At 64.8% G+C, this 12,627-nt stretch carries 15 protein-coding genes; 7 read left to right on the top strand and 8 right to left on the bottom strand.

Annotated features, from left to right (window positions below):
* Positions 1-199 precede the first annotated feature (199 nt).
* The 4 genes from LB523_RS05205 to moaB all read left to right on the top strand — a co-directional run bounded on the left by LB523_RS05205 (position 200) and on the right by moaB (position 2,790).
* Complete coding sequence (locus LB523_RS05205) at positions 200-1,057, top strand: S49 family peptidase (RefSeq protein ID WP_224601285.1); 858 nt, start codon at positions 200-202, stop codon at positions 1,055-1,057.
* Positions 1,058-1,141: 84 nt separating this feature from the next.
* Positions 1,142-1,327, top strand: a complete 186-nt coding sequence (locus LB523_RS05200) for an NfeD family protein (protein ID WP_095768715.1) — start codon at positions 1,142-1,144, stop codon at positions 1,325-1,327.
* 25 nt (positions 1,328-1,352) lie between these two features.
* The gene (locus LB523_RS05195; protein ID WP_224601787.1) at positions 1,353-2,246 is read left to right on the top strand and encodes a 4-(cytidine 5'-diphospho)-2-C-methyl-D-erythritol kinase; all 894 of its coding nucleotides are present in this window, start codon (positions 1,353-1,355) and stop codon (positions 2,244-2,246) included.
* Positions 2,233-2,790 carry a molybdenum cofactor biosynthesis protein B gene (moaB, locus tag LB523_RS05190; RefSeq protein WP_224546921.1) on the top strand — a complete coding sequence of 186 codons (558 nt, stop codon included), beginning with the start codon at positions 2,233-2,235 and terminating at the stop codon, positions 2,788-2,790. Before LB523_RS05195 ends, moaB begins: the two co-directional genes overlap by 14 nt.
* A 36-nt stretch (positions 2,791-2,826) precedes the next feature.
* On the opposite strand, the gene LB523_RS05185 is transcribed toward moaB, so the two are convergent.
* On the bottom strand, positions 2,827-3,330 hold the full coding sequence (locus LB523_RS05185; protein WP_095768718.1) for a glycosyltransferase: 504 nt from the start codon (positions 3,328-3,330) through the stop codon (positions 2,827-2,829).
* Positions 3,331-3,478: 148 nt separating this feature from the next.
* Here LB523_RS05185 and LB523_RS05180 point away from each other — a divergent pair, with 148 nt between their 5' ends.
* Both LB523_RS05180 and LB523_RS05175 read left to right on the top strand, forming a co-directional pair.
* Entirely contained in the window at positions 3,479-4,633 is a 1,155-nt protein-coding gene (locus tag LB523_RS05180; RefSeq protein WP_140845812.1) for a PA0069 family radical SAM protein, read from the top strand.
* Between the two features lie 194 nt (positions 4,634-4,827).
* The gene (locus LB523_RS05175; protein ID WP_224601283.1) at positions 4,828-5,526 is read left to right on the top strand and encodes a ribonuclease HII; all 699 of its coding nucleotides are present in this window, start codon (positions 4,828-4,830) and stop codon (positions 5,524-5,526) included.
* A 277-nt stretch (positions 5,527-5,803) separates the two neighbouring features.
* Here LB523_RS05175 and LB523_RS05170 read toward each other — a convergent pair whose 3' ends face one another.
* The 7 genes from LB523_RS05170 to LB523_RS05140 form a co-directional block, all read right to left on the bottom strand.
* The gene (locus tag LB523_RS05170) at positions 5,804-6,295 is read right to left on the bottom strand and encodes a F0F1 ATP synthase subunit B (RefSeq protein ID WP_140845810.1); all 492 of its coding nucleotides are present in this window, start codon (positions 6,293-6,295) and stop codon (positions 5,804-5,806) included.
* Between the two features lie 11 nt (positions 6,296-6,306).
* Entirely contained in the window at positions 6,307-6,888 is a 582-nt protein-coding gene (locus tag LB523_RS05165) for a F0F1 ATP synthase subunit B (protein ID WP_095768722.1), read from the bottom strand.
* Between the two features lie 60 nt (positions 6,889-6,948).
* A complete protein-coding gene (locus tag LB523_RS05160) occupies positions 6,949-7,173 on the bottom strand; it encodes a F0F1 ATP synthase subunit C (RefSeq protein ID WP_027164582.1) in 225 nt (74 codons plus the stop codon).
* 75 nt (positions 7,174-7,248) lie between these two features.
* Positions 7,249-8,007 carry a F0F1 ATP synthase subunit A gene (locus tag LB523_RS05155; RefSeq protein WP_095768723.1) on the bottom strand — a complete coding sequence of 253 codons (759 nt, stop codon included), beginning with the start codon at positions 8,005-8,007 and terminating at the stop codon, positions 7,249-7,251.
* Positions 8,008-8,072: 65 nt separating this feature from the next.
* A complete protein-coding gene (locus LB523_RS05150; RefSeq protein WP_095768724.1) occupies positions 8,073-8,465 on the bottom strand; it encodes an AtpZ/AtpI family protein in 393 nt (130 codons plus the stop codon).
* A 388-nt stretch (positions 8,466-8,853) separates the two neighbouring features.
* The gene (locus tag LB523_RS05145; protein ID WP_224601281.1) at positions 8,854-10,035 is read right to left on the bottom strand and encodes a cell wall hydrolase; all 1,182 of its coding nucleotides are present in this window, start codon (positions 10,033-10,035) and stop codon (positions 8,854-8,856) included.
* Positions 10,036-10,209: 174 nt separating this feature from the next.
* Positions 10,210-11,487 carry an MFS transporter gene (locus tag LB523_RS05140; RefSeq protein WP_224601279.1) on the bottom strand — a complete coding sequence of 426 codons (1,278 nt, stop codon included), beginning with the start codon at positions 11,485-11,487 and terminating at the stop codon, positions 10,210-10,212.
* Between the two features lie 116 nt (positions 11,488-11,603).
* Here LB523_RS05140 and LB523_RS05135 point away from each other — a divergent pair, with 116 nt between their 5' ends.
* Positions 11,604-12,524: a LysR substrate-binding domain-containing protein gene (locus LB523_RS05135; RefSeq protein WP_224601277.1), complete on the top strand. Its 921-nt coding sequence runs from the start codon at positions 11,604-11,606 to the stop codon at positions 12,522-12,524.
* The last annotated feature ends 103 nt before the right edge of the window (positions 12,525-12,627 follow it).

Genomic DNA, 12,627 nt, shown 5'->3' with positions numbered 1-12,627 from the left:
TCAAGTTTTTGTTTTATGCATGTCTTTTTCGCAAAACCGCTGCACACTTTTGCGCGACATGCGCTGGCTGGCGATGCGGCATTGCCGTTGGCCGGCGAGTTCCTTACATGCCCAAGCAGGATGACGCTGCGCCCGTGAAACAGACCAACCGACCTGATCTCATCTTGCTCCTTTGCCTTTTGTCCGGAGACAATCGTTCGTGAAACGCCTTTTCAACCGCCTGCTGCCGAAATCCTGGCGCTCGACAGTCGTCACCATTCCGGTCATCCGGCTGCAAGGTCCCATCATGGCGGGCGGAGGCCAGTTCCGGCCGAGCCTGTCGCTCGCCTCGACGGCCGGCCTGATCGAAAAGGCGTTCAGCTTCGACGCGCCGGCGGTCGCCATCTCGATCAATTCGCCGGGCGGCTCAGCGGTGCAGTCGCGGCTGATCTTCAAGCGCATCCGCGACCTAGCGGCGGAAAAGAACAAGAAGGTGCTGGTCTTCGTCGAGGACGTGGCGGCCTCGGGCGGCTACATGATCGCGGTTGCCGGCGACGAGATCTTCGCCGACCCGTCCTCGATCGTCGGCTCGATCGGCGTGGTCTCGGCCTCTTTCGGCTTCCCGGAGCTGATGAAGAAGATCGGCGTCGAGCGGCGCGTCCACACCGCCGGCCAGAACAAGGCCGTGCTCGATCCGTTCAAGCCCGAGAAGGAGGAGGACGTCGAACGGCTGAAGGCGCTGCAGCTCGAAGTGCACGAGACCTTCATCGACCTCGTCAAGGAACGGCGCGGCAGCAAGCTCAAGGACGACCCGGACCTGTTCACCGGCCTGTTCTGGACCGCCAAGCGCGGCCTCGAGCTCGGCCTTGTCGATGCGCTGGGCGATATGCGCAGCGTGCTCAAGACCCGTTTCGGCGAAAAGACGCAGCTCAAGCTGATCACCGCGCCGCGCGGTCTGTTCGGCCGTTTCGGCCTGTTCGGCTCGCGCGTTTCGGCGCCGGACATCGCGGCGGCCGCCGCCAGAGGCGTGCTCGATGCGGCGGAAGAGCGCGCGCTATGGGCGCGCTTCGGGCTTTGAAAAAGCCATGAATGCGGCTAGCATGGCCGCTTGACCGACCCATTCGGCCGGCCTTGCCGCGAGGACGCGGGAGGAGTTTTAGAGATGCCGCAGATCATTTTCTTCGCCGTTGTCGGCGCCGCCGCTTACTTTGGCTACCGCGCTTTCGTGCGCGAGGCCGAACGCGTGACGGCCAAGATCCGGCGTACCGAAAGACAGGCGGCGAACGGCACGACGGGCACGCTGGTCAAGGACCCCAAGACCGGCGAATATCGTCTCGCCAAGGACTGATCCCATCTCGCCAGCAGCCGACATCCTGGAGCCCGGCACAGAGGTCCGGACGTGGCTTGCGCCTGCCAAGATCAACCTGGCGCTGCATGTCATCGGACAGCGCGCCGACGGCTACCATCTCATCGACAGCCTTGCCGTCTTCACCCGCTTCGGCGACCGGCTCGAGATCGAGCGGGCCGAGCAGGATGAATTCTCGGTATCCGGCCGTTATGCCGCCGGGCTGCCGCTCGACGGCGACAATCTGGTGGTGAAGGCGCGCGATGCCTTGCGCCGGGAAGCCGGCATGCAACAGGGATCGCCGGTCGCCATCCGGCTGGAGAAGAACCTGCCCATCGCCTCCGGAGTCGGCGGCGGCTCGAGCGACGCGGCGGCCGCGCTTAACGCTCTGGCGCGGCTCTGGAAGCTCGATATCGACGACAATTCGCTGGCCCGGATCGGGCTTTCGCTCGGTGCCGACCTGCCGATGTGCCTCAAATCAAAGCCGCTGATCGCACGCGGTATCGGCGATGAAGTCTCGCCGCTATCCGCCTTTCCTGCGCTTGGCCTGGTGCTGGTCAATCCGGGCATCGCGGTCTCGACGCCGGACGTGTTCAAAGCGCTCTCCAGCCGCGACAGCGAGGCGCTGCCGCCGCTGCCGAAGCGCTTCGACTTCCACACGATCCGCAACTGGTTGGAGACGACGCGCAACGATCTTGAGCCTGCCGCGCGTTCGATCGAACCTGCGATCGGCGAGGCGCTCAAGGCACTGAAAAAAGCCGACGCCGCCTTCGCGCGCATGTCCGGCTCGGGCGCCACCTGTTTCGGCCTGTTCGAGACCGGCAATGTTGCAAAACGCGCGGCGATCGAGATCCGCGCCCGCCACCCCGACTGGTTCGTTGCCGCGACGCGCAGCATGGAGGTGAGCAATGGCGAAGCTTGACGAAAGCCGGCCCTTCATTCCGGTGCGCATCGCCGTGCTTACCGTCTCCGACACGCGCGGCCTCGCCGACGACAAATCCGGACAGACGCTGGCCGACCGCATCGCGGAAGCCGGCCACAGCCTTGCCGCGCGCGATATCGTGACCGACGACCGCGACAAGATCCGCGACAAGGTGCTTGGCTGGTCGAAGGACGAAAACATCGATGTCGTGATCACCACCGGCGGCACCGGCTTCACCGGCCGCGACGTGACGCCGGAGGCGCTGGAGCCGATCTTCGAAAAGCGCATGGACGGCTTTTCGGAAGTCTTCCACCGCATCTCCTACGACAAGATCGGAACCTCGACGATCCAGAGCCGGGCAACAGGCGGCGTCGTCAACGCCACCTTCGTCTTCGTGCTGCCGGGCTCGCCCGGCGCCTGCAAGGACGCCTGGGACGGCATCATCAAGGCGCAGCTCGACTACCGGCACATGCCCTGCAACTTCGTCGAGATCATGCCGCGGCTGGACGAGCATCTCAGGCGCGGCGGCAAGCCCACCTCGTAAAGCTCAGTTAAGGCGCCCGGCCGGCACGGCGGGGCATCATTTCGGCGGCGCGATCCAGATTTCGGCGTTCAGCCTTCTGGTCGCCAGGCCGCGCGCCAGGGCTTCGGCGCTGCGCGCGCTCTTTGCCAGAGCCGAGGCCTGACGCTTGCTGATGACAAGCCCCTCGGCCAGCGCACGATTGCTCGAGAACACCCTGGCCAGGAAAGGCGCACGGTTGGCGCGGGCGCGTGAAAAGCGCGCCGGCATGGTCTGTTTCGCGGTGTGCGCCACGACTTCGTCGATCCAGCCCTCGGCGAGCCGCGCCCCCGGCTCGAGCAGGAGCAGCCAGTCGCCCTTGGCCTGGCCGATACCGGCGCCGATCCCGCCGGTCGCATAGTGGCAGCCGGCATGCTCGGCCACCCGGTGCGTCTGATCGGTCGAGCCTTGATCGCAGACGATCACGTCGCGCACGACGCCTTCGACCGCGCCGCCGACCAGCGAGGCGAGCGTACGGGCAAGCCCCTCTTCGTCGTTGCGGGTTTCGATAAGGACGCTGAGCATTTTAGCCGAATAGCGGAAAGTGCGGCGATGCGCCAGTTGCGCGCTTCAAGCGAAAAAGTTCTTGCTTTGTTCTCTTCGGCGAAATAGGAATAGTTTCATGAACAGAGCGATTCGACAGCCTGCCGACAGTCCCTGGGAGAGGGCGAAAATGGAACAGATCGTGCGCGCCGACATTGCCGCTTTCGGAGCAGGCCGAGCCGAGATGGCGAACGCGATGATCGAGCAGAGCGGCTTGCGCGTGCGGCCCGATCGCAATCGCGGCCGCTCGGCCGGGATCAATCCGTCCGGCCGGTTCGAGCCGATCAGCCGGCATGTGTTCGACGACGGCTGGAACTCGCTGGAGGAACTGCCGCCGTTCAAGACGGAAGTGCAGGTCGAAAAGCCGCGCACCATCATCACGCGCAACGAGTCGCCTGACATCTCCTTCGACCGTTCGATCAACCCCTATCGCGGCTGCGAGCATGGCTGCGTCTACTGCTTCGCCAGGCCGACGCATGCCTTCATGGGCCTGTCGCCGGGGCTCGATTTCGAATCGAAGCTGTTCGCCAAGCCGGATGCCGCGCGCATGCTGGACAGGGAATTGTCGAAACCGGGCTACCAGCCGCGCACGATCGCCATCGGCACCAACACCGATCCCTACCAGCCGATCGAGAAGCAATACCGCATCATGCGCGAGATCCTGGAAGTGCTGGAAGCGCGCGGCCATCCGGTCGGCATCGTCACCAAGTCGGCGCTGGTGACACGCGACATCGACATCCTGTCGCGCATGGCCGAGCGCGGCCTTGCCAAGGTGGCGCTGTCGGTGACGACGCTCGACCGCATGCTGGCGAGAACGATGGAGCCACGCGCCTCGACGCCGACGAAGCGGCTGGAGGCGATCAGGCAGCTTTCGGACGCCGGCATCCCGGCGTCGGTGATGGTGGCGCCGATTATTCCGGGGCTTACCGATCCGGAGATGGAGCGCATCCTCGATTCGGCTAGAGCCGCCGGCGCGCGGGAGGCCGGCTACGTCATCCTGCGCCTGCCGCTCGAAGTGGCGCCGATCTTCAAGGACTGGCTGTTGCGCCATTATCCCGACCGTTACCGGCATGTGATGTCGCTTATCCGCTCGATGCGCGACGGCAAGGATTACGATTCCGAATGGGGCAAGCGCATGAAGGGCGCCGGTCCCTATGCCTGGCAGATCGGCCGGCGCTTCGAGATCGCCGCCAAGCGGCTCGGCCTCAATGTCGAGCGACGGCAGCTTCGCACCGACCAATTCGTCGCAGGCGCCAGTGCCGGCGAGCAGCTGATGCTGCTTTGACGCCAGCACCGGCCATGGCGGCCGGCGCTAAGCACTTCCAGGCAAAGCGATTTTCGGTCTGGAATTGCCATTCGTTTCGAAATTCCGTCCGGCCCCTGTCCCCCGGCTGTGAGACGGTGCCTTCCCGGTCCGACGCCCCATCCGACCCGGAAGGACTTGCGGAGAATCGGAGCCGATGCGAACCTCGCCGCACCATGGCTCGCGCGCGTTCCGATTCTCCGCTTCTCTTTGAAATGGTCGAGAAGCCCGACTTCTCGATCGAGACGAAAGCGATAGCCGACGGGCTGTGGCCGGTCGCCGGCATGGACGAGGCCGGCCGCGGTCCGCTCGCCGGTCCGGTGGTGGCCGCCGCGGTGGTGCTCAACCCCGCCAATATTCCCGAAGGCCTCGACGATTCCAAGCGACTCACCCATTTGCAGCGCGAGGCGCTGTTTCTCAAAATTCTCGGCTCGGCGCTCAGCATCTCGATGGCTTCGATCAGCGCCGAAGGCATCGACAAAAGCAACATCCTGAAGGCCAGCCTCGAAGCGATGCGCCGAGCCGCCGCCGGCCTGTCCTTGCGGCCGAAGCTCGCCATGGCCGACGGCCGCGACATACCGCCAGGTCTCGCCTGCGAAGGCCGCGCACTCATCAAGGGCGACCAGCGCTCGCAATCGATCGCCGCCGCCTCGATCGTCGCCAAGGTGATGCGCGACCGCATGATGTGCGGCTGCGGCGGACATCACGAGCACTACGGCTTCGAAGTGCATATGGGTTACGCGACGGTCCGCCACCGCACCGCGATCGAGGCGCATGGGCCGGTGGCACGGCTCCACCGGGCCTCGTTCGCGCCGTTCCGGTTGGGTGGGGTTGAGATGGCGGAAGAGGAAGAGAGCCTCGCCGGGCTGGAGTAGTTAGCTGATCTCCCCTCGTGGGGGAGATGTCCGGCAGGACAGAGGGGGGCGCTGTCCCGCCAGCCTGTCAGCCAGTAGCACGAACTTCTCGCAAAGTTGCACTCGACCCAGCGCACAGAATGAGACGCCGCGATCCTTCGCGCCCCTCTCTGCCCTGCCGGGCATCTCCCCCACAAGGGGGGAGATCAGCAGTTCAGGCGCCGCGCTCCCTTTTCAAACAACAAAAAAGCCGCCGGGTTGCCCAGGCAGCTTTTGAGTTCGAAGTTTCGAAGTCAGCTCAGTTCAGCTTGGCCTTCACATCATTGAGCGCCGACTTGAACAGATCCGCGCCGGTCTTGACGTCGACCTTGGCGGCGAGCAGCGTGCGGGCGGCTTCGACGGCGATGTCGACGGCGGTGGCGCGCACTTCGCTGACCGCCTCGCGCTCGGCCTGGCTGATCTTCTGCTCGGCAAGCGCGGTGCGCCGGGCGACATAGTCCTCGGTCTTCTTGGCCGCCTCGGAGGCAAGCAAGTCAGCCTCGCGTTTGGCGGCAGCGACGATGTCGGCGGCCTCCTTCTCGGCTTCCTTGCGCTTCTGCTGATACTGGCGCAGCAGCTGCTGGGCCTCCTCGCGCAGGCGCCGTGCCTCTTCGAGCTCGCTGCTGATCTTGGCCGCGCGGGCGTCGAGCGACTTGGCAAGCATGCCCGGCACCCTCAGATAGACGACGGCGCCGAGGAAGATGATCAGGGCGATGGTGGCCCAGAGCGTGGCGAGTGATGTGGCGTCCATGATCCCGCTCCTCACCGGCTCGCGGATTTGACCGCGGCCGCGATTTCGGCCTTGTCGGCCTTGCCGCCGACAAGCGCCTCGACGATGGCCGAGGTCGTGTCCTCGGCGATAGTGCCGACTTCCTTCATCGCCTTGGCCTTGATCGAGGCGATGCTCGCCTCGGCCTCGCCAAGTTTCTTCTCAAGCTCGGCCTCGAGCTTCTTGCGCGTGCCCTCGGCTTGCGCCTTGGCGGCGTCGTTCGCCTGCTGGCCGATCTTGTTGGCGTTGACCTTGGCTTCCGCCAATTCCTGCTCATAGGCAGCAACCGCGGCGTCCGCCTCGCCCTTCAGCCTTGCGGCATGGTCGAGGTCCTGGGTGATGCGGTCGTTGCGGACATCGATGATGCCGCCAAGACGCGGCATCACAACCCGCTTCAGGAACAGGTAAAAGAGCCCGAAGGTGATGACCAGCCACAGGATCTGCGACGGGAAGGTTTTGGCATCGAACGGCGGGAACGCTTCATGCTCCGCGGCAGGCACGGCAGTGCCGGCATGCGTATCCCCCTCGGCCGCGGCCGGCGCTGCTTCTTGCGCATAGGCAGATGTCACGAACATCTCATTCCCCTGTCCCTAGAACGGGCCGCACCATGCGGCCCCTTTCGTCAGCGCCGGCTCTTATTTGAAGACCAGGAGCAGAGCGATCAGGAGCGAGAAGATGCCCAGAGCTTCGGTCACGGCGAAGCCGAAGATCAGGCGGCCGAACTGGCCGTCGGCAGCCGACGGGTTGCGGAGCGCACCCGAGAGGTAGCTGCCGAAGATGTTGCCGAGGCCGATGCCCGCGCCGCCCATGCCGATGCAGGCGATACCAGCGCCGATAGCAGCTGCTGCAGTTGCGTCCATTTCAAAACTCCTGTGGTTTCTCTGTTCGTTGAAGTTGGTACGTTGGGTAAGCTGGCGCCGGGGCGCCGGTGAAAATCAGTGGCTCGGGTGCAGGGCGTCGTTCAGATACATGCAGGTCAGCACCGCGAACACATAGGCCTGCAGGAAGGCGACCAGCAGCTCGAGCGCCGAGAGCGCGACCGCCATGGCAAGCGGCAGCACCGAGCCGGCGATACCGACGGCGCCAAACGCGCTCAGGCTGACGACGAAGCCCGAGAACACTTTCAGCGTGATGTGGCCGGCCAGCATGTTGGCGAAAAGACGAACCGAGAGGCTGACAGGCCTCGAGACGAAGGAGATGATTTCGATCGCCACCACCAGCGGCAGAAGATAGCCCGGCACGCCATGCGGCACGAACAGCTTGAGGAAGCCGAAGCCGTGCTTGGCGAAGCCGTAGACGAGGACCGTGCCGATGACCAGGATCGCCAGCGTGAAGGTGACGATGATGTGGCTGGTGACGGTGAAGAAATAAGGGAACAGGCCGATCAGGTTGGCGACCAGCACGAACATGAACAGCGAGAACACCAGCGGGAAGAACTGCATGCCCTGCTTGCCCGCGGCATCGCGCAGCATGTTGCCGACGAATTCGTAGGCCATTTCGGACACCGACTGCAGGCGACCGGGAATCAAGGCCCGGCTGGCGGTGCTCATATAGAGAAAGGCGGACGCCAGGACGATCGTCACGACCATGAACAAAGAGGAGTTGGTGAAAGATACGTCGTAGCCGCCGATATGCAGCGGGATGATCGGATGGATCTGGAACTGGTGGATCGGATCGACCTTGTCAGCAGCCACTTTAAATCCCCGTCAAAGCCACAAACGGCTTTTTAATTCACTTTAGCGCCCTGCGGCGCCTCACTTCATTCTCTCGGCTCGCGCGGCTTGCCGCCCTGGCCGAATTCCGATGCCAGTCCCGCCGAGCGCAGGACATTGAGTATGCCTGCGCCAAAGCCCAGCAACAGGCCGACGATCAGACCCCAGGGCGCTATTCCCGCCAGACGGTCGATGATCCAGCCCAAGCCGACACCGACCACCACTCCGGCGATGAACTCGCTGGACAGCTTCAGCGCCTGACCGTAACCGGTCGCAGCTTTCGCTTCGTCTTTCCCCTCGGACCGGTCCGTGCGTCTCGTCGCAAGCGATGCTTCGAGGTCGCGCCGGCGGCGCTCAAGTTCGTCGTCGCGGATGGTGGCTTCTGGCTGCCTGCCGCGGCCGGTTTCTCCGGTTCCGTCTGGCCCGGTTTTGTCGGCCATCGCAACCCCCCTGCCCGGGCAGACGATTGCCGTCCGTCCGCTTCTAAAGTCGCCGGCAACATAGTTAGAGGGTCCGCCCCCGTCAAGCCACGGGCCGAACTTCCGAGCGATGTATTTTTAGCAGTTAAATCAATGGTTTATCGAGGTGCGACATCGTGCCCTTCACGCCTGCGTGAGGTAACGGCGCGAATCCGCGCGACAAGGCGCGTCCGCCGAGGCATTGCCGGGCGTCGGAGGAAGGGATAGCCGGGGCGGTGTTTGGGCGGCTCAGCTTGAGCCGCCTAAGCGCGTCGCGATCCTTCAGATTCGCTCCACGCGCTTCAGTTTTTGATTTCGCGCGTGTCTTCCCGAAACCGCTTACCACTTTCGGGAGACATGCTTTAGCGGCTCAGCTCCAGCCGCCGCCATAGGTGCGGTAGAAGATATGCAGGCCGATCCTGGTCATCTTGTGCATGGCCCGCGCCCAGCCCGGATGGACGTAATTGGCGTAGTAATGCGTCGAAGAACCGACCTCGGGAATGAATATCTTGCCGGCGGTCACCGCCATGGCAACCTCCTGGGCGGTCTTGTAGGAGGCCAGGTCGGTGATTGTCTTCTTCCTGCCGTCGCAGGCAAAGGAGAACTGGCAGCGGTTGAACCAGTTGTCGTTCTGGTAGACGACGCCGCAGATCGTCTTCGGATAGGTCGGATTGCGGACGCGGTTGAGGATCACCTGCGCCACCGCCGCCTGGCCGCGGACCGGCTCGCTGCGCGCCTCGAAATAGATGCCCTTGGCAAGGCAGGCCTGCTCGGGCTTGGAAAAGACACTTGCCGGCAGGGGGGTCTGCAGCCAGGCATGGTCGCCCTTGCCCATCGGCGGAATGAAGCGGCCATCGTTGGGATCGTCCTGCAGCAGCGCCTCGAAGGGCGAAGCCTTGGCGTAGTCGGGCGCGGACTGGGCATAGGCCGTGGCAAGGATGTCCGGCTTGTCGTTGTTGACGAGAGCGACAAGTGCCGCCGGCAGCGCCGGATCAGGCCTCTTGTCCTCGCGAAGATGGAAGGCCTGGGCGATCTGGACTTCCTTGCCCTTGATGCCCGGCTTGGCGAAGGTGAGCTTCAGGCCGCTGTCCATCGCGGGACGCAGCAGCGAGGAGGTGCGCTCGAAAATCGAGCCGGCGCTGAAATTCTTGGGCGGCGCGACTGGCGACACCTTGACGATGCGGCCCTTCTTGTCGGCGCGCACGACACGATCCTCATCGGGCGTCGCGCCCACGGCGCTGCCCTTGCCGCGGAAGGCGACGGTGCCAACCCCCGGCAAATTCACGCCGGAACCGGACAGCGAGCCGGTGGTGACGGAATCGACAAACGGCATTTCGGCGGCATGCACCGAGCCGGCGGCGGATTTCTCGATATAGGCGTTCCAGCGGGTGTCGGACGATTCCAGGCCGGAGATCAGGCTTGCCATATCCTGGTAGGCGACGGCCGACGGAAAGCCGATCCAAATACCGAGCCCAAGCACCAAAGGAGGAAGAAAGGAACGTTTTTTCGCAACGGCGGCGGCGGCAAGCCGCAATGAAACGCGTCGATGCACGGAACTCTCCAGAACGCTACTGACCCCGGAGAGTCAAAATGAAGCATTAACCTTGATGCGGGGTTAACGGCATCGATCATGTTCTTTTCATGTTTGAGGAAAGCCAGCGTGCAATTTTCACGGCGGGGCCGATGAAGAATCAGGCTCTGGGCGGGTGCATCGGCTTCGGCTGAATCAGGCCTGGCGCAGGAAGATCGGCCACGCGAGCGCCGCGCAGATCGCGGCCGCGAGCCACACGCCGGGCCATGCGAAGACCACCAGCAGCCATGGAATGGCGATGGGCACCAGACAGAAGCCGATGAACACAAAACTGTTGGCAAGGCTGAGTGCCGTGCCGACATGGCCGGCGCCGGCAAGCGTGGCAAGCTCGGTATAGGCGACGCCGTGCCAGGCAGAAACGGATATGCCGGCAACGACGACCATCAGCGGAAGCAACGGCAGCAACGACGGCGCGTCGGCAGCGCCGATCACCAGCAGCCACAGCGCCAGGAAGGCAAATGCGCTCAGCGCGCTGCAGAGTTTCAGGAACGGGCGACGGTTGCGGTGGCGGTCGGTGAAGCGCCCGCTCCAGACACGCATCGCCATTGCGCCGGTCTGCACCGCAGCGAGGCTGGCGCTGGTCACAAAGGTGCCCATGCCGGCGAAGTCATGCAGGAAGACCGAGGCGAAGGTCAGCACCGCGACCTGCGGGAAGCAGAGCAGGCCGATGGCGGTCGAGATGCGCCATACCTCGATGTTGCGCAACGGCGCCGGTCCAAGTGTCGCCGTGGCGGGGTGAGGGCCGCTTTCCACTGGCGGCTCGTGCAGCCAGCGCCAGGTAAACCAGGCCGAGAGCGCGGAGACGACCGCAAGCAGGCCGAAGACCGCCGTGAAGTCCAAACTCAACGCAAGCGACGGCAGGACAAGCGCGCCCAGCCCGCCGCCAAGCGGCACCGCCGTCTGCCTGATGCTCATGGCGAAGCCGCGCTCGCCCTCGCCGAACCAGCCCATGATGGCGCGGCCGCTGGAACCGTTGACGCTGCCGCCGAGCAGGCCGACGACGAGCAGGCTTGCCGACAGCAGCGCGACGCCGGGAACGGCCATTTTCGTCGGCACGACAAGCAGCGCCATGATGAAAAGCCATGCGGCCGTCGCCCCGAGCCCGGTCAGGAGCACGCGGCGGTCGCCCCAGCGGTCGGTGAGCACGCCCCAGGGCAGCTCGCTCAGCGCCACGCCCAGACCGAGTAGACCCAATGCCAAGCCCAGCGAGGCATTGTCGAGGTGGTAGCCCTGGCGCATCACCACCGCGGTTGCCGGAATGCCGGAGAAGGTGGCGGAGAAGCCGGCATTGGCGGCGACGCCGATGCCCAGCACCTTCCAGCGATGGTTGGGGCCGAAGGCGCGGCGGGCTGAGGCGCTGGCAATGTCTCCCGCGGGCGGCTGGCAGACATTTCGTGTGACGATGGCGGACATGGCTCCATTCCTGTGATGGCCGGCTGACGGCTTGACGGACCGGATGTAGCGCCATAGCTTCATCCATAAAATCAGGAAGTTTTTCACCAACAATCCTGAAAACCAGGACTATCCCGATGCGCCGCGTCACGTTCGACCTCGATGTCCTCAGAACCTTCGTCACCGGCATGGAGCTGGGCAGCTTCGCCAAGGCGGCCGAACGGCTTGGCCGCTCGACATCCGCGGTCAGCGCGCAACTGAAGAAACTGGAGGAGCAGGCGGACACGCCGGTCTTCCGCAAGGCAGGGCGCGGCCTGGCGCTCACCGAAGCCGGCGAGACGATGCTCGGCTATGCGCGGCGGCTGATCGAGCTCAACGACGAGGCGGCCTCCGCTATCCGCGACGTCGAGCTGGAAGGCTGGGTACGGCTCGGCCTGCAGGAGGATTTCGGCGAGGCCGTGCTGCCCGACGTGCTCGGCCGCTTCGCCCGCACTCATCCCAAGGTCCGCATCGAAGCACGGATCGGCCGCAGCCACGACCTTGCCGAGCGTGTCCTGTCAGGTAATCTCGACATCGCGCTTGCCTGGCATGACGGCATGGCCCTGCCCTATAGCCGCCATGTCGCCGACGTGCCGGCGCGCTGGATCGGCCCGGCCAAGCCGATCGAGGCTGGTCCGCGCAATGGCGAGCCGCTGCCGCTGGTGGTGTTCGAGGCGCCGTGCCTGCTCAGAACCGTGGCGACCGAGACACTCGATCGCGCGGGCATGCCCTGGCGCATGTCCTTCTCGAGTCCTTCCCTCGGCGGCATCTGGGCGGCGGTGGCGGCAGGCCTCGGCCTGACGATCCGCACCGATATCGGCCTGCCGGCCAATGTCAGGGCAATCGCGCCGGGCGTGCTCGGGCTGCCTGCCCTGCCGACAATGGCGCTGCACCTGCACCGGAAGGACGCCGAGCTCGACCCCGTGGCGACGCGGCTGGCGGAGATTCTTTTGCAGGCGGCGCTGGAGACGCTGCCTGAGGGAGCGCGAACCGGCGATGGACTGCGGGAGGTCGCTTAGCGTCTTAGCCGACGCCTTTCGACATCGTCATTCTAGGGCGAAGCAAGGAGCGGAGCGACGCAGCGCAGACCCTAGAATCCATTCCGTTACTTCGCGCGAGGAA

Source organism: Mesorhizobium sp. ESP-6-4 (assembly GCF_020164735.1).
Taxonomy (GTDB): Bacteria; Pseudomonadota; Alphaproteobacteria; order Rhizobiales; family Rhizobiaceae; genus Mesorhizobium.
Note: the sequence above shows the minus strand (reverse complement) of the source record. Positions and strands in the feature narration are given on the sequence as shown.